Genomic DNA, 24142 nt, shown 5'->3' with positions numbered 1-24142 from the left:
TTTTTGAGCGTCTCACCCCCCCACTATAACCTTTTTTTTTTTTCCCCAAATTTGTTTTTGGTGTTGGGGGGGGGGGGGGGGCGCCCGGCGGGGGGGGGCCCCCCCGCGCCTGGGTCCCTCTGTCCCACCTACACCGGGATCGACCAGCGCGGGCGGGGATTCGACCCCTTCACCCCTGTCGAAATGGGTGTACAGGGTCGTTGCCCGTGAAAACGGACGTTCAAACACATCAAAGCGGAGTTACATACGCCCCGGTGATACCGCCGTCGACCACGAACTGCGAGGCGGTCATGAACGAGGCGTCGTCGCTGGCCAGGAAGGCGACCGCGGCCGCGATCTCGGCGGGCTCGGCGAACCGGCCCATCGGCACGTGCACCAGGCGGCGGGCGGCCCGCTCCGGATCCTTGGCGAACAGCTCCATGAGAAGCGGAGTGGCCACCGGGCCGGGGCAGAGCGCGTTGATCCGGATGCCCTCGCGGGCGAACTGCACGCCCAGCTCGCGGGTCATCGCGAGCACGCCACCCTTGCTCGCGGTGTAGGCGATCTGCGAGGTGGCCGCGCCGAGCAGGGCCACGAACGACGCGGTGTTGATGATCGAGCCCTTGCCCTGGCGCTGCATGTGCGGGATGGCGTACTTGCAGCAGAAGAAGACCGAGGTCGTGTTGACCTTGAGGACCCGCTCCCAGGCGTCCAGGCCGGTGACCAGGATCGAGTCGTCGTCCGGGGGTGAGATGCCGGCGTTGTTGAAGGCGATGTCGACCCGGCCGTGACGCTCGGCCACCCCGTCGAACAGGGCCTTGACCTGCTCCTCGTCGGACACGTCGCAGGCGACGAACTCGCCCTTGACCTCGTCCGCCACCGCCTGGCCGGCCTCTTCCGAGATGTCGACGGCGACGACCTTGGCGCCCTCGGCGGCGAACCGCCGGGCGGTGGCGAGACCGATTCCACTGCCGGCGCCGGTGATGACGGCGACCCGGTCCTGCAAACGCTCCACTTAATCTCCCATTGCCATGAACACGTTCTTGACGTCCGTGAAGGACAAAAGCGCATCCGGGCCCAGCTCGCGGCCGAGACCCGACTGCTTCATGCCACCGAAGGGCGTCCAGTAGCGCACCGACGAGTGACTGTTGACGCTCAGCGCTCCGGTCTCCACGGCTCGCGAGACCCGCAGCGCCCGGCCGAGGTCACGGGTCCAGAGCGAGCCGGACAGCCCGTACTCGGTGTCGTTGGCCAGGCGTACGGCGTCGTCCTCGTCGGCGAACGGAAGCACGGAGAGGACCGGCCCGAAGACCTCCTCGCGCCAGTGCCGGTCACCGGTCGAGTGCGCGAGCAGCACGGTCGGCGGGAACCACCATCCGCCGCCGCTCGGCGCCTGGCCGGCGAAGGCCACATCGGACCCCTCCACGTACGAGGAGACGGTGGCCCGGTGCCCGGCCGAGATCAGCGGTCCCATCTCGGCGGTGGCCTGCGACGGCTCCTCGACGCGGAACGCCTTGACCGCGGGTTCCAGCAGCGACAGGAACTTGTCGTAGACCGATTCCTGCACCAGCAGCCGCGAGCGGGCGCAGCAGTCCTGACCGGCGTTGTCGAACACGCTGCCCGGGGTGGACGCGGCCGCCTTCTCCAGGTCGGCGTCGGCGAACACGATGTTCGCGCTCTTGCCGCCCAGCTCCAGCGTCACCCGTTTCACCTGGTCGGCCGCGCCCGCCATGATCGACTTGCCGACCTCGGTGGAACCGGTGAAACAGACCTTGCGGACGGCCGGGTGGGTCACGAACCGCTGCCCGACGACCGAGCCCTTGCCCGGGACGACCTGGAAGACGTCCTCGGGGAGCCCGGCCTCCAGGGCCAGCTCGCCGAGCCGGATCGCGGTGAGCGGGGTCAGCTCGGCCGGCTTGAGCACGACCGTGTTGCCGGCCGCCAGCGCCGGGGCGAAACCCCAGCCGGCGATCGGCATCGGGAAGTTCCACGGCACGATGATGCCGACCACGCCGAGCGGCTCGTGGAACGTCACGTCGAGGCCGCCGGGCACCGGGATCTGCCGGCCGCTGAGCCGCTCGGGCGCCCCGGCGTAGTAGTCCAGCACGTCCCGGACGTTGCCGGCCTCCCACCGGGCGTTGCCGATGGTGTGGCCGGAGTTGCGCACCTCGAGCCCGGCCAGCTCGTCGAGGTGCTGGTCGACCACGGCGGCGAAACGGCGCAGCAGCCGGGCCCGGTCGCCGGGAGCCACGGCCCGCCAGGCCGGGAACGCCCGCTGCGCGCGTTCGATGGCGGCGTCGGCCGCCGCCAGATCCAGCGACGGCACGGTCGTGAAGACCTCGCCCGTCGAGGGGTTGATCACATCAGTCACGGACCCATACTCACATTCGTTCGAAGCCGCGGCGCAGTTCCCAGTCGGTGACGGCCGCGTCGAAGGCGGTCAGCTCGACCTGGGCCATGTTCGCGTAGTGGCCGACCACTTCGGGCCCGAACGCCGTATGCGCGATCTCGCTGCCCCGCCACAGCTGCTGGGCCTCGCGCAGGGTGGTCGGCACGCGCTCGGCGGTGGCGTCGTCGTACGCGTTGCCCGGCGTCTCCGGCTCCAGCTCCAGCTCGTTCTCGAGGCCGTGCAGCGCGCCCGCGACCAGGGCGGCGATGGCCAGATAGGGGTTCACGTCCCCGCCCGGCACCCGGTTCTCGACGCGCATGCCCTGGCCGTGGCCGGCGATCCGCAGCGCGCAGGTGCGGTTGTCGACGCCCCAGCGCAGCGCGGTCGGCGCGAACGACCCGGCCTGGTAGCGCTTGTACGAGTTGATGTTCGGCGCGAACAGCAGGCTGAACTCCCGCATGGTGGCCAGTAGCCCGGCCAGCACCCGCTGCCCGGTCTCGCTCAGGTGGGCCGGGCCGTCGCCGAGCATGGCCGACTTGCCGTCCGGTCCGCGCAGCGAGAAGTGGATGTGGCAGGAGTTGCCCTCCCGCTCGTTGGGCTTGGCCATGAAGGTCAGCGCCATACCCTCCTGGGCGGCGATCTCCTTGGCCCCGTTCTTGTAGATCACGTGGTTGTCGGCGCTGGTCAGCGCGTCGGCGTAGCGGAAGGCGATCTCGTGCTGACCGAAGTTGCACTCGCCCTTGGCGCTCTCCGGCAGCAGCCCGGCGCCGTACATGTCGTTGCGGATCCGGCGCAGCAACGGCTCGACCCGCGCGGTGCCCAGCAGCGAGTAATCCACGTTGTACTGGTTCGCCGGGATCAGGTCGCGATATCCCTTGTCGAACGCCTGCTCGTACGTGTCCTTGTAGAGCACGAATTCCAGTTCGGTTCCCGCGTACGCGGTCAGGCCGTGCTCGGCCAGTCGCTCGAGCTGGCGCTTGAGGATCTGCCGCGGCGAGGCGTACACGGGCTCGCCGCTCGTGGTCTCGAGGTCGGCCAGGACCATGGCCGTCCCCTCCTGCCAGGGCACCGCCCGCAGGGTCGTGAAGTCGGGCTTCATCACGAAGTCGCCGTATCCGCTGGCCCACGACGACGACTCGTACCCGTCGACGGTGTTCATGTCGACGTCCACCGCGAGCAGGTAGTTGCAGCCCTCGCTGCCGCCGCTGACCACCTCGTCCACGAAGTACCGCCCGTGCAGCCGCTTGCCCTGCAACCGGCCCTGCATGTCGGTCAGCGCCAGCAGCACCGTGTCGATGCTGCCGTTGTCGACGGAGACGTCCAGTTCCTCGAGGTTCATCAGGTTGTCTCCCTGTTGATCAGGGGCCGGACCCGCGCGGGCCCGGCCCCGTTGGCGTGTCAGTTCTCGGTCGGCATCGTCTGTTCGCCCTGATGGGCCTTCTCGATCAGATTCTGCTTCGGCCCGGTGAACCACTTGCGAGCGCTCGCGAACCACCAGATCGTGGCGAAGGCCAGCACGACGGCCACGGCGACGATCGTGTAGTTGAAGTTGGCCGCGGTGATCGGGCTGGCCGTCGGCAGGACGAACAGCACGCAGATGATCCCGACCCAGACGATCGCGATCCACCCGACCGCGGCGCTCCACCGGCCCAGGTGCCACGGGCCCCGCTCGAAGTCCGGGTTCATCCGGCGCAGGAACACCGGCATGACGTACGCGATGTAGAGCCCGATGACGGCGACCGAGGTGGCCGCCAGGTAGGCCGTCGTGTTCCACAGCGACGGCAGCACCAGCAGGATGGACAGGGTCACGCAGAGCCAGATCGAGTTGGTCGGGGTTCCCGTACGCGAGTTGACCTGCTTCCACAGCCGCGAGCCGGGCAGCGCGCCGTCGCGGGCGAAGGCGTACGACATCCGCGAGTTCGCGGTCACCGAGGCCATGCCGCAGAACCACTGCGCGACCATGCAGATGAAGAGCAGGAACGTGCCCGTGTTGTGGCCGGCGGCGTCGATGAAGATCTGCGCGGGCGGCAGGCCCAGTTCGGTGGTCCGCTGCGCCTCGTAGTCCTGGATCGACCAGGTGATCGCGAACAGCAGCACGAACCCGGCGATCACCGAGACGACCACCGACAGGACGATGCCGCGCGGGGCGGCCCGGGCGGCGTCGTGCGTCTCCTCGGCCACGTGGGCCGAGGCGTCGTAGCCGGTGTAGGTGTACTGGGCCATCAGCAGGCCGACGAGGACGGCGTACACACCCGCCCCGGCGAACGTGAAGCCGGTGGCGTTGTGGACCTCGGTGAACACCTCGGAGATCGGCTTGTGGGTGTCCGGCACGATCGCCAGCACGCCCACGATCACGGCCACGCCGACGAGGTGCCACCAGGCGCTGACGTCCGAGAGCAGCCGCACCAGGTTGACGCCGAAGGTGTTCAGCAGGCCGTGCACGACGATGATGACCAGGAAGATCAGGAACGTCCGCCCGGTCGTGACCTCCATGTCGAAGGTCAGGCTGAGGAAGGCCGACGTGGTGATGGCCGCGCCGAAGTCGATAGCGGCGGTGACGGCCACCTCGCCCAGGAAGTTGAACCAGCCGACGAACCACGCCCAGGCGGCCTTGTTGCGTTTGGCCAGCGCCGCCGCCCACCAGTAGAGCGCGCCGGCGGTCGGATAGGCCGAGCAGACCTCGGCCATGGCCAGCGCCACGAAGGTGACCATGATGCCGACGAACAGCCAGCCCAGGGTGATGGCGATCGGGCCGCCGGCGGTCATGGCGATCCCGTACGAGGTGATCGCGCCGGCCAGAATGGAAATGATCGAGAAGGAGACCGCGAAGTTCGAGAAGCCGGACAGTCGGCGATGCAGTTCCTGCTGGTAGCCGAGTTGGGCAAGGCGTTCTTCGTCGGTGCTGGGTGCGGGGTTGACGCTCATGTGCGGCTCCCTTACCGAGGGGTTGCTGTGACCGGGGCCACGGCGTGCCGTGATGATCTCCCCGCTGTGTTACGCACGTCAATGCACAGAGTTAATTGCGTTGCCCGGCCCTCGGCGCGGACGGCACACTCGTAGCCATGACAGGGCGTCGGAAGACCTCAGTACGAGCCCTGCCGGTGTTCTGACGCCGACTCTCATCTCGGCGCGCGAGCCCTCGGCAGGCTTCGCGAACACCCGGGCCGCCGGAAGGCGCCCGACCCGCGGCGGCGCGGGGCGCGGTCACCTCTCTCTCACGCGGCATCGCCGCGCCACGCGCCCGTCCCGTGCCGCCGCACTCCCCCGATCGGGTCCCCGCCACGCCGGGCGACTCCTTCCCCATGGCCCTCGCCTCCCCCTTCTTCACCTGCGACAACGCGGATCACGGCGACGATTTGTCCAAAAAATCTGCAGCGCCGGTACTAGAAATCCGAGCCTGATCGGAATACAGTTTCTGGAGTCGGCCACGCACAGCCGACACGCAATCGCAGACCCTGAGTTGGCTAAGGAGGACGAGATACCGCAGCAACGCGCAAGCTCAACGTCCCCGACCCGACAAGAGGTGATCGCAGCCGATGCCCATCACTCAGGTGGTCCGCTAGCGGCACGCAGGCGGACGACCGAATGCGCCGGCGACGGCCGGCACCAGAATTGAAAAGCCAAGGCCCCGGTTACCCGCCGGGGCCTTGGATTGCGTACCGGTAACCCCGGACGCACCCGCTTGACCCCCCGGAAGGGCACGATGAGCACGACCTTCGACGACGCCGACTTCCCGGCGTACACGATGGGCCGCGCCGCCGAAATGATTGGCGTGACCCCCGCTTTCCTCCGCAGTCTGGGCACCGTCGGCCTGCTCGAGCCCGAGCGCTCCCACGGCGGCCACCGCCGCTACTCCCGCCACCAGCTCCAGCTGGCCCAGCGCGTGCGCCAGCTCCTCGACGAGGGCTATCTGCTGACCGCCGCCTGCCGCATCGTCACCCTCGAGGACAGGCTGGCCGCGGCCCACCGCCGGATCGTCGAGCTGGGTGGCGAGCTCACCCCCGACGACGACGCCGACATTCCCACCCAAACCCATCCCGACATCGCCAAGACGCGGTATTTCCGCGCGACCTGACGTCGCGAAAACCGCCGTCGTCCGAGGCCACGGGCGTGTGGCAGGCTCAGCACATGCCCAGCCTCGACGACTGGCGACGACCGGGGCCGACCCCTCGGCAACGCCGCATCGACCTTGTCATCGGCCTCGTCGTGGTCGCCGCCGCCCTGCTCTACGTGATGCTGTCGCGCAGTGTCGGCCAGTTCGTGTGGGGCGTCGAGCGCAGCGCCTTCGAGCATCTCGCCTTCTCGTTCGCGATCACGTTCCCGCTGATCTGGCGGCGCAGCCATCCCAGCGCCGTCCTGCTGGTCACGGCCGTCGTCTTCATCGCGGGCCAGGTCCGTGAGGCTCAGGAGATCCAGTTCGCCTCGGGCGCGATCTTCGCGGCGATCTACGCCGAGGGCGCGTGGGGCCGCGACCACGCGCGCGCCCGCTGGCTGCGCGTCGGCGTGATCGGCGCGATGTTCGGCTGGCTGGCCGTGGCGTGGCTGCTGGCCGTCGACGGCATCCCCGAGGACGCGTTCGCCGACGGCACGGGTGAGCTGCCGCCCCTGCTCTCGGCCCTGGTCAGCCAGGTGCTCATGAACGTCGTGGTGTTCGGCTTCGCGTATTTCTTCGGCGAGATCGCGTGGCTGGCCGCGCGGCGCGAGGCCGTGCTGGTCGACCAGGCCGAGCAGCTGCGGCAGGCCCGGGCCGTGGCCGGGGAGCAGGCGGTTGTCACCGAGCGGCTGCGGATCGCCCGCGAGCTGCACGACGTCGTGGCCCACCACGTCTCGGTCATGGGCATCCAGGCCGCGGCCGCCCGCCGGGCGATGGACCGCAACGCCGAGACCGCGCGCGACTCGCTGAGCGCCGTCGAGGAGAGCGCCCGGACGGCGGTGGACGAGCTCCAGCGCATGCTGGGCGCGCTGCGCACCTCCGACGAGCCGGTGACCGCGCCCAGCCCCGGCGTCGAGCGGGTCGAAGAGCTGCTCGACCGGGTCAGCGACGCCGGGCTCACGCCGCACTTCGCGGTCTTCGGCACCCCGGCTCCGCTGCCCGCCTCGACGTCCCAGACCGCGTACCGGATCGTGCAGGAGGCGGTCACCAACGCGCTCAAGCACGCCGGGGCCTCGACGATCGACGTGCGGATCCGCTATCACGCCCGGGAACTGGAGATCGACGTGGCCGACGACGGGCGGGGCGCGACCACGTCCACCGGCGGGATGGGGCTGATCGGCATGCGCGAGCGGGTGGGGCTGCTCGGTGGCACGGTCGAGGCCGGAAACCGGACGGGCGATCCGGGCGGCTTCCGGGTGCGGGCCCGGCTGCCGATCGCCGCCGTGGCGCCGGCCCAGCGCACGAGCGGCGAACCGGTGGTGGCGTCGTGATCCGGGTCCTCCTCGCGGACGACCACCGGCTGGTGCGTACGGGCTTCCGGGTGATCCTCGGCATGGAGGACGACATCGAGGTGGTCGGCGAGGCCGAGGACGGCGCCCAGGCCGTCGACGCGACCGCGCGGCATGCGCCCGACGTCGTGCTGATGGACGTCGAGATGCCCGGCATGGACGGCCTGGAGGCGACCCGCCGCATCGTCGCGGCCGGGGGCGGCCCGTCGGTGCTGATCCTGACCACGTTCGACCGCGACGACTACCTGTTCGCGGCGCTCGAGGCGGGCGCGAGCGGGTTCCTGCTCAAGAACAGCTCGCCGGAATCGCTGGTCGAGGCCGTACGGGTGGTCGCGCGGGGCGACGCGCTGCTGGCTCCCGAGATCACGCGCCGGGTGATCTCGGCGTTCGCCCGGCCGGGCGCCGTGCGGGCCGAACCGGCGGCCCGCCTCGACGAGCTGACCCCGCGCGAGCACGAGGTGCTGGTCGCGCTGGCCGGAGGGGCCACCAACGCCGAGATCGCGGCGTCGCTGCACCTCGGCGAGACCACGGTCAAGACCCATGTGAGCCGGGTGCTGACCAAGCTCGGGGCGCGGGATCGCACCCAGGCCGTCGTGTTGGCGTACGAGCTCGGGGTGGTCCGCCCGGGCGGATAGTCCTCCTTGCGGAGGACCCGGCCGGTCCTGCTTGAGCCGGACGTTTTTCCGGGCCGGATTGCCTAGCGTCTCTGGGTATGACCACCGTGCTGAACGTCGATTCCGTCAGCCGCAGCTTCGGTGACCGGGCAGTTCTCAAGAACGTCTCGTTCGCCGTGGGCGGCGGCAAGCTGACCGGGTTCGTCGGTGCGAACGGCGCCGGCAAGACCACCACCATGCGGATCATCCTCGGGGTCCTGGCCGCCGACACCGGCGAGGTGACCCTGGGCGGCGAGCCGCTGACCCGCGCGATCCGGCAGCGCTTCGGATACATGCCCGAGGAACGCGGCCTGTACCCGAAGATGACCGTTCAGGAGCAGATCGTCTATCTCGGCCGCCTGCACGGCCTGAGCGGCGCCGCGGCCGAAGATCGTACGAAAAAGCTCTTGGAACGCCTCGGGCTCGGCGAACGGGCCGACGAGAAGGTGGAGAAGCTGTCGCTCGGCAACCAGCAGCGTGCCCAGGTGGCCGCCGCGCTCGTGCACGACCCCGAGGTGCTGGTGCTCGACGAGCCGTTCTCGGGCCTCGACCCGATCGCCGTCGAGACGATGGTCGAGGTGCTGCGCGACCGGGCCGCGTCCGGGGCGCCGGTGCTGTTCTCGAGCCACCAGCTGGAACTGGTCGAGCGGCTGTGCGACGACCTCGTGATCATCGCCGACGGCGAGATCCGGGCGGCCGGCGACCGCGCCGCGCTGCGCTCCCAGCACGCCGAACCGCGCTACCAACTGCTGGTCGACACCGACGCCGGCTGGCTGCGCGACGAGCCCGGGGTGACGCTGATCGACCTCGACGGTCCCCGGGCCGTCTACCGGCTGGAGGCCGGCTTCGACGACCAGAAGGTGCTGCTGGCCGCGCTCGAACGGGGCCCGGTGCGGTCGTTCGGCCCGGTCGTCCCGACCCTGACCGAGATCTTCCGAGAGGTCATCCGATGAGCACCTACGAGGCCGCCAAGGTCGTCGCCGCCCGCGAGCTCCGGGTCAAGCTGCGCGACAAGACGTTCCTGTTCAGCACCGCGTTCTTCCTGCTGTTCTCGATCGCGGTGACGGTGCTGCCGGCCGTGTTCTCGGGCGGGCCGGACTCCGTCGCGGTCGCCGACCGGGCCACCGCCGCGAAGCTGCAGCAGGCCGACCTCGAGGTGCGGGTGGTGGCCGACGACGCGACCGCCGAGCAGTTGCTGCGCGACGGCGACGTGGACGCCGCGGTGGTGTCCGGGCCCGAGGTGCTGAGCATGTCCGACCGGCCGGGCGACGTGGTCCAGGCGCTGAGCACGTCCCCGCCCGTACGCCTCCTGGACGCCGACGCCGTGGACCCGTTCCTGGCCTACATCGTCCCGTTCGCGCTGGCCTTCGTCTTCTTCTTCACGTCGTTCCTGTTCGGCCTGCAGATCGCGCAGAGCGTCACCGAGGAGAAGCAGACCCGGATCGTCGAGATCCTGGTGGCCAGCGTCCCGACCCGCGCCCTGCTGGCCGGCAAGGTGGCCGCGCTCTCGCTGCTGGCCTTCGTCCAGGTCGCCCTGATCGCGATCGTGACGCTGGTCGGATCGCGGCTGGCCGGGCTGGACAGCGGCGTGCTGCGGCTGCTCGAACCGACGATCGGCTGGTTCGTCGCGTTCTTCGTGGTCGGCTTCGTGATGCTGGCCGCGCTGTGGGCCGGCGTGGGCGCGATGGCGTCGCGGCCCGAGGAGCTGAGCAGCTCGTCGCAGCCGGTGCAGATGGCCGTCATGCTGCCGTTCTTCGCGGTCATCTTCTTTGGCGAGAACGACCTCGTGATGCGCATCCTGTCGTACATCCCGATCTCGGCGCCGGTCGCGATGCCCGTCCGCATCTTCAACGGGGACGCCGCCCTGTGGGAGCCGATCGTCGCGCTCGTCGTCATGGCCGTCACCGCGGCCGGCCTGCTCGCCATCGGCACCCGGATCTACGAGGGTTCGCTGCTGCGCACCAACGGCCGCACCTCGTGGGCAACGGCGTGGCGCTCGAACGCTACGTCGTAGTTCCGACCCGCCGCACGATCGCCAGGAGCGACTCCTCGACGTCCTCGAGGGGTCGCTCCGGCGTGAAGACCAGCCAGTCGACCGCCACGACCAGCCCGACGCCGAACAGCGCGGACGAGGCCACCCGGACGTCGAGGTCGGCCGGCAGGTCACCGGAGTCGACACCGGCCTGCACGGTCTCGGCGATCACGCCGATCGCCTGCTCGCGCAGCAGCACCAGGGTCTGCTGCCACTCCCGGTTGGTGCGCCACATCTCCGACAGCAGCAGTTGCGCGAAGGCGCGGTATCGCCGGATGTATTCGAGTTGGCTGCGGATCAGGGCGGCCACCGCCTCGCGCGGGGGCAGCCCCTCCACCGCCGCCCGGAACTCGCCGGTGAGCAGGCCGATGCCGTGCCGCAGCAACTCCTCGAACAAGTCGGTCTTCGACTTGAAGTTGTAATAGACCGTGCCCTTGGCGACCCGGGCCCGCAGCGCGATGTCGTCCACCGTCGTGGCCGAGAACCCCTGCTCGGCGATCAGCTCCACGGCCGCCTCGAACAGCCGTTGCCGGGTGTCCTCCCGCCGCCGCGCCCGCCCGTCCGTCGTCACCATGACAGTGTTTCAGAGCACCAGTTCGGGGTGCAGGTCGCTCATGGTCAGACGCCTGCTTCGCCGGGCCGCCAGCAAGGTCAGGGTCAAGGCCCCCAGCCCGTACGCCACCAGCACCGCGACCCCCTGCCCGACGGTGCCCCACGGGCCGCCGTCGATGGTGTGCCGCGCGGCCTGGACGACGTACGTCATCGGGAGCAGGGGGTGGATCGCCTGGAAGAACCCGGGCGAGGTCTGCACCGGATAGGTGCCACCCGACGAGGTGAGCTGCAGCATCAGCAGCGCGAGGGCGAGAATCCGTCCCGGGGCGCCGAATGCCGCGCCGAGCAACTGCATGATCGCCGCGAACACGGCCGAGGTCAGCGCGAGCAAGCCCCACGTGGCCGCCGGGTGCACCGGGTCGAGCCCCAGCGCGAAATGCACCACGAGGAACAACAGCGTGGCCTGCACGAGCCCGACCGCGACCGCGGGCAGCAGCCCGGCCAGCGCGACCCGATAGGTGGGCGCCTCGCTGACCAGGTAGCGGCGGTTGAGCGGCCGCAGCACCATAAAGGAGATCATCGCGCCGACCCAGAGGGCCAGGGCCAGGAAGTAGGGCGCGAACCCGACCCCGTACGTGGCGGCGGGATGCCGGACGCTGCGGTCGAGCGACACCGGATCGGCCAGCACGTCCGCGCGGTGGCTCGGATCGTCGCCGTAGCCCGGAATCCGCCCGGCCCCGTCGGCCAGCCCCGAGGCCAGCTGCTCGGCCCCGCCCTGCAGGTCACCCAGCCCGTCGGCCAGCCGATGCCCGCCGCCGGCCAGCGTGGACAGACCGCCCGACAGCTCGCGGGCGCCCGACGAGAGCCGATAGAGGCCGCCCTGCAGACTCTTCGCGCCCTGCTCGGCCTGCGCGGTGCCGGCCTGCAGCTGTCCCGCGCCCGAGGCGAGCCGGTCGAGCCCCGCGGCGAGCTGGTCCACCCGCGTACGGGCCGCTTGCACGTCGTCCGCGAGGTGCGGCGCCGCGTCCTCGATCTGCCGGGCCGTGGCCGCGACCTGCCTCAGCTCGGTCCTCAACCCGGCCTACTTGTTTACTTGGATCTACGACCGCAGCCCGGCCAGGCTGGGTCGAGGTAGCCGGCGGGATCGCTCTCATTTCGGCTGTCCATCCGGGTCTGTGGGTGTGACTCTCATTTGGCATGCGCCCGCCGGCTACCGCCCGGGGAGTGGCTCGAGAGAGGTATGTGCCAGCTCAAAGTAGCTTTGCCCTCCCTGTACGGCATCGAGATGTGAACAGCCACAGGGAGGTACCAGCGCATGAGTCGGGTCGTGATCGGGATGGATCCGCACAAGCGGTCGGCCACGATCGAGGCCATCAACGAGCAAGAGGAAGTCCTAGCCGGCGGCCGTTTCGACACTGACGCCGAGGGCTACCAGCAGATGCTCGCAGCTGGTCGCGCGTTCACCGACCGGGTCTGGGCGGTCGAAGGCTGCTACGGCATCGGCCGGCACATCGCCCAGCGTCTGGTCGCCGACGGCGAAGCCGTGCTCGACGTCCCGGCGAAACTGTCGGCCCGGGTGCGGGTCTTCGACACCGGCCAAGGCCGCAAGACCGACCCGGTCGACGCGCACAGCGTGGCGGTCGCCGGGCTGCGCAGCCAAGGTTTGCGCCCTGTCGCCCCGGACGACGTCACCGTCGTGGTGCGCCTGCTGGTCGACCGCCGCGACGAACTCGGCCGGGCCCGCACCGACATCATCAGCCGCATCCACCAGCTGCTGCTGCAACTCATCCCTGGCGGCGCGAAGAAGTTCCTCACCCGCGGCCAGGCCAGCTACCTGCTGCGCACCGCACCCGAACCGGACGGCATAGTCGCCCGGACCCGCCACGATCTGGCCCGCGAACTCATCGAAGAACTCACCACGATCGACGCCAAGATCCGGGCAGCCGACAAGCAACTGCGCCAGCTCGTCACCGAACACGGCAGCACCCTCACCGAACTGCACGGCATCGGCCCGTCCGGCGCCGCCCGCCTGATCGGCGACATCGGTGACATCCGCCGGTTCCCCACCCCGGCGCACTTCGCCTCCTGGAACGGCACCGCGCCGCTCGAAGCGTCCTCCGGCGACCAACGCCGCCACCGGCTCTCCCGCGCCGGTAACCGGCGCATCAACCGTGCCCTGCACATCATGGCCATCGTCCAGCTACGCCGCGACACCCCCGGCCGCGCCTACTACCGGCGCCGCCTCACCGAAGGCAAAACCACCATGGAAGCGCTCCGCGCTCTCAAACGCCACCTGTCCGACGTCGTCTACAAACGGATGCTCCACGACGCCACAACGCGCCAAGCTGGCGAAACGGGTCCGGGAGGACACTCGGGAGCGACTCTGCAATCCAGCGCGGACGGCCTGATCCCGACAGCCGCCTCTTCGGACAAGTCACAACCCGGACCCGCCACCAGAAAGCCTAAAACAAAGTCGTCATGATCCCTTGACCTAGAGGGGAACCAGATCCGCGTCGTCGATCTGCGACCGCACCTGCCGGGCGTGGCTGACCAGCCGGGCGGCCAGGGCCCGGGCCTCGGTCACGCCCTCGGTGTCGTCGGGGAGCCCGTCCAAGTAGTCCTGCAACTGTTCGGCGTCGCGGACGGCCCGGTCGGCGGCGTTGCCGATCGCCCCGATGTTGGCGGCCAGGCTGTCGGCCCCGCGAGCGACCAGGTTGGCCGCGTCCTCGATCCGCTGGGCGTTGTCGCGCAGCAGCGGCTCCGCCTTGTCGGCGGCCGCATCAACGGCACCGGCCAGCTGCCGCCCGCCCGTCGCCGCCTGCCGGGTGCCGTCGGCCAGCTGCCGCGCGCCCGCGTTGAGCTGATCCAGCCCGTCGGCCAGATCCCCGGTCGCGCCGGCCGCCGTGCCGAGCCCGCTCTCCAGCCGGTTCGCCCCGCCGCGGGCATCGTCCAGCCCACCGGCCAGCCGATCGGCTCCCGACTCGGCGCTGTCCGCCCCGTCCCGCAGTTTCCCGGCCCCGTCGGCGGCCTGCTGCGTCTGCTGCTTGAGGTCGGTGAACCCGATCAGCATCTTGTCGAAATACCCCGCCGAGGCACTGCTCGCGGCGGCCGCCCGCACCTCGTCGAACGCGGTGCGCGCGAACACCCCGCTCAGATAGTTGGTGGCGTCGTCGCTGACCGCCACCAGCCGGGCCGCCCGCGGTTGCTCATCCTGGTCGGGCCCGCTGACCAGGTTCCGCGAGAAGTCCGCCGGAATCCGGAGCATGAGCTGATAGCGGCCGTCGGCCAGCCCCTTTTCGGCGCCCGCCTCGTCGGTGACGTCCCAGTCGAAAACCTCACGCTCGACAAGCTCGTTCCCGAGATCCTTACCGGCGTGCACCTTGGTGCCGTCCGTAGCGGTAGCCGCCCGATCCTCCACAACTAGCGCCGCGGGAATGTGATCGAGCCGGCCGTACGGGTCCCAGAACGCATAGAGGTAGAGCGCCCCGTAGAGCAGCGGAATGACCGCCAGGGTGGCGAGGGCGGCCCGGGTGAGTCTTCCCCGCAGGAACCGCCGCAGCTCGAGCCCGGCCAACGACAAAGTGGACAGCCCGTTCACCGTCCCACCCCTTCCCCACCATCCGCCACGTCCCCCACCGGCGCCGATCTCCCGGCCGCCTTGTCCCGCTCAGAGCCCACGCCCAGCTCCTCGTCCTCGCTGGCATCGGCCGGGGCCAGCTCAGACCCGACGCCCACCTGCTCGGCGTCCTTCGCCTCAGAGCTACCGCCCGCCTGGACCGCGTCTGCGTTGGCGTCCACCGCATCGGAGCCCACGTCGACCTGCGCTGCATCCGAGCCGGCGTTCTCAAACTCAGACGCAGCATCTACCTGCGCCGCGTTCTCCTCCTGAGAGCGCGCGTCCCCCTCCCCCAGGTCCTCCCTCGCCGGGCCGGCCTCGGCCTCTGCCGCCGAAGGCCCCCACCCTGAGTCCGCCTGCCACTCCGGGTCCGGCTTGAGGTTTGGCGATTTGTGAGGTTGTGCGTCATCAGGGGCGAGATGGATCACCGTCGAGTAGTCGGCAGGCAACACCTCGCGGGCGGTCACGATTACTGCCACCCCGCGGGCTGTGGTTTCGGTGATCAGTTGGCGTAGGGCGGCCTGCTCGTGGGCGTCCAGGCCGTCGTCGAGGCCGTCGAGCGCGATCACGGCCGGGGCGGCGAGCTCGGCCAGGAGCAGACCGAGGACCTGTTTCTCGTACGGGGAAAGCTCCTGACCCTGCTTGTGCGGATCGAGACCCCGCAACGGGACCGCAGCCGCCTCGGATCGGGGGCGGCCGAGCAGGGCCAGCCGCTCGCGGACGTGCTCGGTGACGGTGAAGACAGGTTCGGGCGCCGACACCTCGGGCACGTAGCCGAGGGACGCGCGGCCATTGATCTCGACGCGGCCGGTCGCCAGACGGAAGCGCCGGGCCAGGGCCAGCAGCAACGTCGTGCGGCCGCTGCCGGGCGGGCCGACCACGGCGACCAGATCGCCGGGCTCAATCGTCACGTCGAGATCGCGGAACAGCCACGGATCACCCCCGCGGCGTCGTCGGTGGCGCCGGCGGACGCCCGCCCCGCGCGCGGTGAGAACCGGCATGGCCGCCTCGCAAAGTTAGACTGACTGGTCAGTTCAAAAAGATAGCTCCCACATTGATCGATGCCACGCCCCGGTGGTGGACCTCACTGCCGCGCCAGGGCAGGATCGTGGTCATGTCGATGCGATGGGGCATGACCGTTCCCCTGAGCGGGATCCCGCTCTCCGACCATGCCGCCGCGTTCGCCGCGCTGGGCGACGCCGGCTTCACCGACCTGTGGTCGTCGGAGGTGGCCGGCTCCGACGCGTTCACCCCGCTGACTCTGGCCGCGGCCTGGGCGCCGCAGTTCCGGCTGGGCACGGCGATCGCGCCCGTCTTCACCCGCGGTCCCGGCCTGCTCGCGATGACCGCGGCCGCGCTGGCCGAGGCCGCCCCGGGCCGGTTCCAGCTGGGCATCGGCGCTTCGTCCCCGGTCGTGGTGGGCGATTGGAACGCGGCCGAGTTCACCGAGCCGTTCCAGCGCAGCCGCGACATGCTGCGCTTCCTGCGGGCGGCGCTCGCCGGTGAGCTCGTCGACAAGCAGTTCGAGACCTTCGCCGTACGCCGGTTCCGGCTCGAACGGCCACCCGCGGTCCCGCCGCAGGTGCTGCTGGCCGCGCTGCGCCCCGGCATGCTCCGCCTGGCCGCCGCCGAGGCCGACGGCGTGATCCTGAACTGGCTCTCCCCGGCCGACGTCACGACGGCCCTGGCCGAGGTAAAGACCGACAAACCGGACTTCGACGTGGCCGCCCGGATCTTCGTCTGCCCCACCGACGACTCCGACCATGCACGCCGGATCGGCCGTCGCATGATCGCCGCCTACCTGACCGTTCCCGCGTACGCCGAGTTCCACCGCTGGCTCGGTCGCGGCGACATTCTGGCCCCGATGTGGCAGGCCTGGTCGTCCGGCGACCGCAAGGCGGCCCTGGCCGCGATCCCCGATTCCGTCGTCGACGACCTGATCGTGCACGGCTCCCCCGACGAGTGCCGGGCCAAGGTCGAGGCGTACGTGGCCGCGGGCATCACCGTCCCCGCGATGGCCCTGCTCCCGACGCCGGTTTTGGAGTCCGGCGACGCCGCCGCGATCGTCGGCGTGCTGACCGCGCTGGGCCGCTGACCGGGGGATATTCGTGCAGGACGGCGGGAGTACGGGACAGTCGGGCTGATTGCCGGTGCCCCTGGGGCGCATGGGGAAACTACGATGCGGCGCATGGCATTGATCCACAAGGCGACTTTGAGTCCCACCAAGGTTGAACTGCTGGCGGCGTGGCTCCCGAGCCGCTCGTGGTATCAGGGCACCGCCGGCGCCGCGGTCGAACGGGTGGCGTCCTACCGGTTCGACGACCCCGAAGGCGAGGTCGGCATCGAAACGCTGCTGGTCAAGGCGGGCGAGGGGCCGACCTACCAGGTCCCGCTGACCTACCGCCCGGCCCCGCTCGAGGGCGGCGACGAGTGGCTGGTCGGCACCACCGAGCATTCGGTCCTGGGCCGGCGCTGGGTGTACGACGGCACCGGCGACGTCGTCTACGCCGAAGCACTCGCCCAGGCCCTGCTCACCGGCAGCGGCCAGGCCCAGGAATACATCGAAACCGACGGCCACCTGGAGCCCCGCCAGCCCAGCATGACCATCACCACCAGCCTGATCAACGAGTTCGCCGAGGCCCGGGCGGTCACGGCGATCATCCACGTCGACCCGGCCAACCCGACAGTCATCGAAACCGACAAACTGACCCTGACCATCCCCCGCATCCTCGACCGGGCAGTCTCCCACCCCGGAGCCATCCTCTTCGGCACGTGGCAGTCCGAGCCCGCTTCGGTTCCCCTGGCGTTCGCCCTTCCCCGCTGACCCCTCGGCGCCCCAACTCCCCCTTCCCCGTCCAAAGCCCGCGCAGCCCGACGAAGCCGCACCCCGCGCCGCCGCGCCAGCGCCTCTTCCCCGCGACACCAGGGGCCGATCCCGCCGCAGGTCTCCGACCCGGGATCGGCCCCTGGTGTTCGCCTTTGACCGGTACGGAAACGGCTCAGCGTCCCGCACAGCCTCGATCCGCAGAGCCGCGCCTCACACAGCCTCGTGCCGCACAGCCTCACCTCGCACCGGCTCGGCGGCGGCTGGACCCTCGGAGCCGGAGGCCAGATGAACCTATGGCCGCCCGCCGACCAACATCACACGACACTAATACCGCCGATGCATCCTGCATTCGAACAGCCGGGCTGGCGGCCCATCAGGCAAGACCGCCAGCGGTAGGTTGCGGCAGAATCAAATGGGCAGCCCGGCCTTTCCAAAGCTCAGCGGATCGCGGTCGTCCCGCGCTCGATTCTCTCGGGCACAACAGAGCCACCGGAAGGACCGCGAGCACCGGGCGCGTTGAGTCAATCCGGGCCGACGGCCGGGGACGGCCTGTTGTTGCAGGCGGCGGCTCCGCAGCGGCGGGGACGCGGCGTTGCGGTTGGGGGCTGGGCTTCCGCGTACGCCCAAAAAAGCCGTCACGAACGCGGAAAGCGCTCCCAAAAACCGGGAGCGCCAGAAACGCGGAAAGCGCACCCACAACCGGGGTGCGCTTTCCGGGATCGAGTCACTCGCCGTCGGCGAGGATGGCGTACAGCTTGCGCTTCGTCTCGTTCAGGATTTCGAGGGCTCGCTGGCGCTGTTCGGGGGTGCCGTTGAAGCCGACCTGCTTGAGGGCTCCCATGATGCCGACCGCCGCGTCGCGGAAGTCTTGCACCTGCGACATGGTGTCGTCGCCGATGCTGGCCCACGGGGGGTTCTGCGCGGTGGCCTCGGCCTCGGTGCGGCCGGCCTCGGTCAGGCGGTAGCTCTTGCGGCTGCCCTCGGACTCCGGCTCGATCAGGCCCTCGTCCTCCAGCAGCTGCAGCGTCGGGTAGATCGAGCCGGGGCTCGGCCGCCAGATGCCGTTGGTGCGGGAGTCGAGCTCCTGGATCATCTCGTAGCCGTGCATGGGCCGCTCGAGGAGCAGCGCCAGGACGGCCGTGCGGACGTTGGGGCGACCGCCTCGCCCGCCTCGACGGGAGCCGCCACGTCCGCCGGGACCCCACGGGCCGCCGGGATTGAAGTCGCCGGGGCCGCCGAACGGAAAGCCGGGCGGGAAGGTGAAACCGCGGTGACGGAAGCCCTGCGGGCCGGGATGCTGGTACCTCATGACTATCTCCGATCTGTTGGCGATAGTTAGACGATATATCGCCAACGTGTCGGCGACAAGGGTTTCTTTGGCAGACCGGGGTCGCGATGGGTGTGGGGGGCCGCTGATCTGGCAATGTGATAGCTGTGCTGACGGTGCCGATTCGCCAGCTCGGTGAGACCGAGCGCGCGCAGGTCGAGAAGATCCTCGATCGCGACCCCTACGCCGGCGCTCAGATTGCCGAGCGGGTGGCCGCCCATGGGCTCAACTGGTGGCGCTCGGACGGGCGGATCTTCGGGTATGGTCCCGGCCGCCGCGTCGAGTCGCTGATCTGGTCGGGAGCCCACCTCGTGCCGGTGTGCACCACGCCCGCCGCCACCGCCGCGTTCGCCGAGATGCTCGGGGCCGAGCCGCGCATCTGCTCGTCGATCATCGGACGCTCCGACGCAGTGCTCGACCTGTGGGACCGGCTCGGCGGCCATTGGGGGCGCGCCCGCGACATCCGCCCCAACCAGCCGCTGATGGTGGCCGACCGCGACCCGATCATCCCCGCCGACCCCGAAGTCCGGCTCGTACGACCCAACGAGGTCGACGCGCTCTTCCCGGCCGCCGTCGCGATGTACACGGAGGAAGTCGGCGTCTCCCCCCTGCTCGACGACGGCGGCCGCGGTTACCGTCGGCGCATCGTCGAGCTGGTCAAGGGCAAGCGCGCCTACGCCCGGTTCGTCGGCGACCGCGTCATCTTCAAGGCCGAGCTGGCCATCGTGACCAACCGGACAACCCAGGTGCAGGGCGTCTGGGTCGACCCGGAGTTCCGCGGCCGAGGCTTGGCCGCCCCGGCGATGGCCACTGTCGTACGCGACGCATTGCGCCGGGTGTCACCCACCGTGAGCCTCTACGTGAACGACTACAACGCGGCAGCACGGCGCGTCTACGCACGGTGCGGGTTCGCGTCGGCCGGCTCGTTCGCGACGGTGCTGTTCTAAAAATCAACACCGTTTGCCCGTACGAGTCGTGGCCGCAAGACAGAAGCACCATTCAGGTCCCGCCGCTCCGGACGGGCTGGGTGCAACGAGAGGCCGTCCCCCGCTACCGGCGGCGTGGTGGGAACTGCAGCGTGCCGAACCCGGCAACACGGTGGCTCCAGTAACGCCGTGAACCCAGTGACACCGCGAACCCGGTAACGCGGTGAATCCAGAAACGCCGTGTATCTAGGAACGCCGTGTATCTAGGAACGCCGTGACTTGGGTGAGGCCGTCGACCCAGCAGCGCCGTGGATCCGGTGACGCCGTGGATCCGGTGACGCCGTGAACTGGTGACGCCGTGAATCTGGTGACGCCGTGAATCTGGTGACGCCGTGAATCCGGTGACGCCGCGGATCCGGTGACGCCGCGGATCCGGTGACGCTATGAACCCAGTAACGCGGCGAACCCAGAAACGCCGTGTATCTAGAAACGCCGTGACTCTGGTGAGGCCGTCGACCCAGCAGCGCCGTGAACCCAGTAACGCGGTGAATCTGGTGACGCCGTGAATCCGGTGACGCCGTGAATCTGGTGACGCCGTGCAACCGGGGACAGAGGAATTCGGTGGGGCTGTCGGGGCTGACGCAGAATGGCCCCGCCGTCAGGACGGCGAGGCCATTCGTGGTTGAGCTGCGTCAGGGTATCTTGCGAGTGGCGTCAGTGGACCGTGACCTGAGGGCCGGGGAGGAGGTCGCGGAGTTCTTCGGGGAGGTCGGCGCCCATTTCGTCGGCCAGGCGCAGGGCCTCTTCGATCAGGGTTTCGACGATGATGGACTCGGGGACGGTCTTGATGACCTGGCCCTTGACGAAGATCTGGCCCTTGCCGTTGCCGGAGGCGACACCGAGGTCGGCCTCGCGCGCCTCGCCGGGGCCGTTGACGACGCAGCCCATGACGGCGACGCGGAGCGGCACGGGCAGGCCCTCGAGGCCGGCGGTGACCTGCTCGGCCAGCGTGTAGACGTCGACCTGGGCGCGGCCGCAGGAGGGGCACGAGACGATCTCGAGGCCTCGCTCGCGCAGGCCCAGGGACTCGAGGATCTGCTGGCCGACCTTGATTTCTTCGACCGGCGGGGCCGACAGGGACACGCGGATCGTGTCGCCGATGCCCTCGGCCAGCAGGGCGCCGAAAGCGACCGAGCTCTTGATCGTGCCCTGGAACGCGGGGCCGGCCTCGGTGACGCCCAGGTGCAGCGGGTAGTCGCACTGCTCGGCCAGCTGGCGGTAGGCCCGGATCATGACGACCGGGTCGTTGTGCTTGACCGAGATCTTGATGTCGCGGAAGCCGTGCTCCTCGAACAGCGAGCACTCCCACAGCGCCGACTCGACCAGCGCTTCGGCGGTGGCCTTGCCGTACTTCTGCAGCAGCCGCTTGTCGAGGGAGCCGGCGTTCACGCCGATGCGGATCGGCACGCCCGCGTCGGAGGCCGCCTTGGCGATCTCTTTGACCTTGTCGTCGAACTGGCGGATGTTGCCGGGGTTGACCCGGACGGCCGCGCAGCCGGCGTCGATGGCCGCGAACACGTACTTCGGCTGGAAGTGGATGTCGGCGATCACCGGGATCTGCGACTTCTTCGCGATGGCGGGCAGCGCCTCGACGTCGTCCTGGGAGGGCACGGCGACGCGGACGATCTGGCAGCCGGACGCGGTCAGCTCGGCGATCTGCTGAAGCGTCTTGTTGATGTCGGAGGTCAGCGTGGTGGTCATCGACTGCACGCTGACCGGGGCGCCGCCACCGACCGGCACGTTGCCCACCATGATCTGCCGGCTGTGCCGGCGAGGGGCCAGCGGCGGCGGGGGCACGGCCGGCATACCGAGACTGATTGCGGTCACTAGAGCATCACCTATTTGAAGATCGTGATCGGGTTGATGATGTCAGCGGTGACGGTCAGCAGGGTGAACGCACCGCCAATCAGGATGACTGCATAGGTGACAGGCATCAGCTTGTAGTAGTCGACACGGCCCGGGTCGGGCTTACGGAATCGAGCGTAGAGCCACGACCGGACGCGCTCGTACCAGGCGATGGCGATGTGACCGCCGTCCAACGGCAGCAGCGGCAGCAGGTTGAAGATGCCGATGAAGACGTTGAGCGAGATGAAGATGTTGAGGAACAGCTCGGGCACGCCGTTCTCGAGGGCCTCGCCGCCCAGCCGGCTGGCGCCGACCACGCTGATCGGGGTCTCCGGGTCGCGCTCCTCACCGGTGATCGAGTGCCACAGGGCGGGGACCTTGTCGGGGATCCGCTTCATGGCCTCGAACGTGTTCTTGAACAGGAACCAGCCGTAGTCCGCGGTCGCCCCGAACGCCTCGCCCGGACCGTACTCGATCATGGTGGGGACGCTGCGCTGGTCCCAGCCGACGCCGGCCACGGACACCGTGGTGGTGGCGCCGTCCGAGTCGGTGACCGGGGCGCGCTGGGCCGCGACCAGGTCGACGTTCGCGGTGGCCGGGGTGCCGTTGCGCTCGTAGGTGAACGGGACCTGACCCGCGGGCAGGGACCGGATCGCCTCGGTGAGCTGCCCGTACGTGGTGATCGGGGTGTCACCGACGCGGGTGATCAGGTCGCCGTCGCGCAGACCGGCGGCGTAGGCCGGGCCCGCGATCGCGCCGTTCTGGCCGGGCACGCAGTCTTGCTGGGCGGTCGGCAGGTTGACCCAGGTGCACTCGGTGATCGTGATGATCGGTTTCTGGGCCAGGGTGTCGGTGTCGGTCTGCGGGTAGGCCGTGTTGGGCAGCCCGAGCGAGATGGCGGCGAAGTAGGCGGCCACGGCGGCCAGCAGGAAGTGCGTGACTGAGCCGGCCGACATGACGACCGTGCGCTTCCACACCGGGAACCGCCACATCGCGCGGGGCTGGTCCTCGGGGGCGACGTCGTCGTCCTGCGGCGTCATGCCGACGATCTTGCAGAAGCCGCCGAGCGGGATGGCCTTGAGCCCGTACTCCGTCTCGCCCTTCTGGAAGGAGAAGAGCGTGGGGCCGAAGCCGACGAAGTAGCGCGACACCTTCATGCCGAAGCCCTTGGCCGTGAGCATGTGGCCGAGCTCATGCAGGCTCACAGAGATCAGGATGGCCAGCGCGAAGGCGGCCACCCCCAGCCAGTACAGCATCAAGCTCCTTTTGCCGCAGTAGCGATCATCTGCTGTGCCTGGGTGCGCGCCCATGATTCGGCGGCGAGCACCTCTTCGACGGTACTCGGCTCGGCAAACTCGGGGGCCGCCGCGAGAACCTGTTCCAACGTGTCGACGATGCCCAGAAAAGGTAGCCGACCGGCGACGAACGCGGCCACACACTCTTCGTTGGCGGCGTTGTAGATGGCCGGACGGCAGTGGCCCTCGCGTCCGGCGTGCTTGGCCAGGCGTACGGCCGGGAAGGCCTCGTCGTCGAGCGGCCGCAGCTCCCAGTTGTGCGCCTCACGCCAGTCGACCCCGGGCGCGGCCTCGGGCACCCGCTCAGGCCAGGCCAGCGCGAGCGCGATCGGCAGCCGCATGTCGGGCGGGCTGGCCTGGGCCAGCGTCGACCCGTCGTGGAACTCGACCATCGAGTGCAGGAACGACTGCGGGTGCACCATGACCTCGATGTCGTCGTAGGCCACCGAGAACAACTCGTGCGCCTCGATCACCTCCAGGCCCTTGTTCACCATCGTGGCCGTGTTGATGGTCACGACCGGGCCCATGTCCCACGTCGGGTGCTTGAGCGCGTCGTCGACCGTGACGTTGGCCAGGTCTTCGCGACGGCGGCCGCGGAACGCTCCCCCGCTGGCGGTCAGCACGAGCCGGCGGACCTCGGCCGCCGAACCGCCGCGCAGGCACTGGGCGAGCGCGGAGTGCTCGGAGTCGACCGGGACGATCTGGCCCTGTTTGGCGATGCGCCGCACGAGCGGGCCCCCGGCGACCAGCGACTCCTTGTTGGCCAGGGCGAGGATGCGCCCCGACTCGAGGGCGGCCAGCGTGGGGGCGAGGCCGAGGCTGCCGACCACGCCGTTGAGCACCACGTCGCAGGGCCAGCGGGCGAGCTCGGTCATCGCGTCGGGACCGGCCACGATCTTGGGGAGCTTGAAGTCGCCGGTCGCCCAGCCGCGGCGCTGCGCCTCGGCGTAGAAGGCGAGCTGCAGATCCTGCACCACGGAGGCGCGCGCCACGCCCACCGCCTCGACGCCCAGCTCGAGGGCCTGCGCGGCGAGCAACTGGACATTGCCCCCGCCCGCGCCGAGGGCCACCACCCGGAACCGCTCCGGGTTGCGCCGCACGATATCTATGGCCTGGGTGCCGATGGACCCGGTCGAGCCGAGCAGTACGAGGTCGCGCATGCCGCCCATCTTCCCGGATGCCCGCACCCGGTTCGCGCC

Annotated in this window: 21 protein-coding genes; 9 read left to right on the top strand and 12 right to left on the bottom strand. The window is 69.9% G+C overall.

The window, feature by feature from the left end:
* Positions 1 to 229: 229 nt before the first annotated feature.
* From ACZ3I4_RS29200 to ACZ3I4_RS29185, 4 genes are read right to left on the bottom strand one after another with little or no spacing between them, the layout of a single operon-like run.
* Positions 230 to 994, bottom strand: a complete 765-nt coding sequence (locus tag ACZ3I4_RS29200; protein ID WP_465385225.1) for a 3-oxoacyl-ACP reductase — start codon at positions 992 to 994, stop codon at positions 230 to 232.
* Positions 995 to 2350: an aldehyde dehydrogenase family protein gene (locus tag ACZ3I4_RS29195; protein WP_465385224.1), complete on the bottom strand. Its 1356-nt coding sequence runs from the start codon at positions 2348 to 2350 to the stop codon at positions 995 to 997.
* A gap of 10 nt (positions 2351 to 2360) precedes the next feature.
* A complete protein-coding gene (locus ACZ3I4_RS29190; RefSeq protein ID WP_465385223.1) occupies positions 2361 to 3707 on the bottom strand; it encodes a glutamine synthetase family protein in 1347 nt (448 codons plus the stop codon).
* A 59-nt stretch (positions 3708 to 3766) separates the two neighbouring features.
* Positions 3767 to 5293: an amino acid permease gene (locus ACZ3I4_RS29185; RefSeq protein ID WP_465385222.1), complete on the bottom strand. Its 1527-nt coding sequence runs from the start codon at positions 5291 to 5293 to the stop codon at positions 3767 to 3769.
* A 778-nt stretch (positions 5294 to 6071) separates the two neighbouring features.
* Here ACZ3I4_RS29185 and ACZ3I4_RS29180 point away from each other — a divergent pair.
* The 5 genes from ACZ3I4_RS29180 (at position 6072) to ACZ3I4_RS29160 (ending at position 10477) form a co-directional block, all read left to right on the top strand.
* Positions 6072 to 6443, top strand: coding sequence for a helix-turn-helix domain-containing protein (locus ACZ3I4_RS29180; RefSeq protein WP_465385221.1), 372 nt, complete (start codon positions 6072 to 6074; stop codon positions 6441 to 6443).
* Positions 6444 to 6496: 53 nt separating this feature from the next.
* Positions 6497 to 7792 carry a sensor histidine kinase gene (locus tag ACZ3I4_RS29175; RefSeq protein WP_465385220.1) on the top strand — a complete coding sequence of 432 codons (1296 nt, stop codon included), beginning with the start codon at positions 6497 to 6499 and terminating at the stop codon, positions 7790 to 7792.
* On the top strand, positions 7789 to 8445 hold the full coding sequence (locus ACZ3I4_RS29170) for a response regulator (RefSeq protein ID WP_465385219.1): 657 nt from the start codon (positions 7789 to 7791) through the stop codon (positions 8443 to 8445). Before ACZ3I4_RS29175 ends, ACZ3I4_RS29170 begins: the two co-directional genes overlap by 4 nt.
* A 77-nt stretch (positions 8446 to 8522) precedes the next feature.
* Positions 8523 to 9416, top strand: coding sequence for an ABC transporter ATP-binding protein (locus ACZ3I4_RS29165; protein ID WP_465385218.1), 894 nt, complete (start codon positions 8523 to 8525; stop codon positions 9414 to 9416).
* Entirely contained in the window at positions 9413 to 10477 is a 1065-nt protein-coding gene (locus tag ACZ3I4_RS29160) for an ABC transporter permease (protein ID WP_465385217.1), read from the top strand. Before ACZ3I4_RS29165 ends, ACZ3I4_RS29160 begins: the two co-directional genes overlap by 4 nt.
* Here the strand turns inward: ACZ3I4_RS29160 and ACZ3I4_RS29155 are convergent.
* Both ACZ3I4_RS29155 and ACZ3I4_RS29150 read right to left on the bottom strand, forming a co-directional pair.
* Positions 10467 to 11066, bottom strand: a complete 600-nt coding sequence (locus ACZ3I4_RS29155; RefSeq protein WP_465385216.1) for a TetR/AcrR family transcriptional regulator — start codon at positions 11064 to 11066, stop codon at positions 10467 to 10469. The genes ACZ3I4_RS29160 and ACZ3I4_RS29155 overlap by 11 nt on opposite strands.
* Positions 11067 to 11078: 12 nt before the next feature.
* A complete protein-coding gene (locus tag ACZ3I4_RS29150; protein ID WP_465385215.1) occupies positions 11079 to 12122 on the bottom strand; it encodes a YhgE/Pip family protein in 1044 nt (347 codons plus the stop codon).
* Positions 12123 to 12362: 240 nt separating this feature from the next.
* On the opposite strand from ACZ3I4_RS29150, the gene ACZ3I4_RS29145 reads away from it, so the two are divergent.
* The gene (locus ACZ3I4_RS29145; RefSeq protein ID WP_465385214.1) at positions 12363 to 13529 is read left to right on the top strand and encodes an IS110 family RNA-guided transposase; all 1167 of its coding nucleotides are present in this window, start codon (positions 12363 to 12365) and stop codon (positions 13527 to 13529) included.
* Between the two features lie 9 nt (positions 13530 to 13538).
* Here ACZ3I4_RS29145 and ACZ3I4_RS29140 read toward each other — a convergent pair whose 3' ends face one another.
* Together ACZ3I4_RS29140 and ACZ3I4_RS29135 are read right to left on the bottom strand one after the other, a co-directional pair.
* A complete protein-coding gene (locus tag ACZ3I4_RS29140; RefSeq protein ID WP_465385213.1) occupies positions 13539 to 14645 on the bottom strand; it encodes a YhgE/Pip domain-containing protein in 1107 nt (368 codons plus the stop codon).
* A complete protein-coding gene (locus tag ACZ3I4_RS29135) occupies positions 14642 to 15664 on the bottom strand; it encodes an ABC transporter ATP-binding protein (RefSeq protein WP_465385212.1) in 1023 nt (340 codons plus the stop codon). Before ACZ3I4_RS29135 ends, ACZ3I4_RS29140 begins: the two co-directional genes overlap by 4 nt.
* 131 nt (positions 15665 to 15795) lie before the next feature.
* Between ACZ3I4_RS29135 and ACZ3I4_RS29130 the strand changes: the two genes are divergently transcribed.
* Positions 15796 to 16758, top strand: a complete 963-nt coding sequence (locus ACZ3I4_RS29130; RefSeq protein ID WP_465385375.1) for an LLM class F420-dependent oxidoreductase — start codon at positions 15796 to 15798, stop codon at positions 16756 to 16758.
* Between the two features lie 93 nt (positions 16759 to 16851).
* Positions 16852 to 17487, top strand: a complete 636-nt coding sequence (locus tag ACZ3I4_RS29125; protein ID WP_465385211.1) for a CG0192-related protein — start codon at positions 16852 to 16854, stop codon at positions 17485 to 17487.
* Positions 17488 to 18214: 727 nt separating this feature from the next.
* Here the strand turns inward: ACZ3I4_RS29125 and ACZ3I4_RS29120 are convergent.
* On the bottom strand, positions 18215 to 18799 hold the full coding sequence (locus ACZ3I4_RS29120) for a PadR family transcriptional regulator (protein WP_465385210.1): 585 nt from the start codon (positions 18797 to 18799) through the stop codon (positions 18215 to 18217).
* A gap of 125 nt (positions 18800 to 18924) precedes the next feature.
* Between ACZ3I4_RS29120 and ACZ3I4_RS29115 the strand changes: the two genes are divergently transcribed.
* Positions 18925 to 19764 carry a GNAT family N-acetyltransferase gene (locus tag ACZ3I4_RS29115; protein ID WP_465385209.1) on the top strand — a complete coding sequence of 280 codons (840 nt, stop codon included), beginning with the start codon at positions 18925 to 18927 and terminating at the stop codon, positions 19762 to 19764.
* Between the two features lie 693 nt (positions 19765 to 20457).
* On the opposite strand, the gene ispG is transcribed toward ACZ3I4_RS29115, so the two are convergent.
* The 3 genes from ispG to dxr are packed head-to-tail and all read right to left on the bottom strand — an operon-like array spanning position 20458 to position 24112.
* Positions 20458 to 21630, bottom strand: coding sequence for a flavodoxin-dependent (E)-4-hydroxy-3-methylbut-2-enyl-diphosphate synthase (gene ispG, locus ACZ3I4_RS29110; RefSeq protein WP_465385208.1), 1173 nt, complete (start codon positions 21628 to 21630; stop codon positions 20458 to 20460).
* 11 nt (positions 21631 to 21641) lie between these two features.
* The gene (locus ACZ3I4_RS29105; RefSeq protein ID WP_465385207.1) at positions 21642 to 22904 is read right to left on the bottom strand and encodes a M50 family metallopeptidase; all 1263 of its coding nucleotides are present in this window, start codon (positions 22902 to 22904) and stop codon (positions 21642 to 21644) included.
* A complete protein-coding gene (dxr, locus tag ACZ3I4_RS29100; protein WP_465385374.1) occupies positions 22904 to 24112 on the bottom strand; it encodes a 1-deoxy-D-xylulose-5-phosphate reductoisomerase in 1209 nt (402 codons plus the stop codon). The genes ACZ3I4_RS29105 and dxr overlap by 1 nt, the downstream gene beginning before the upstream one ends.
* Between the last annotated feature and the right edge of the window lie 30 nt (positions 24113 to 24142).

The sequence above is a fragment of the Actinoplanes sp. NPDC021490 genome, assembly GCF_055562135.1.
This window is presented reverse-complemented; position numbering and strand designations above follow the sequence as displayed.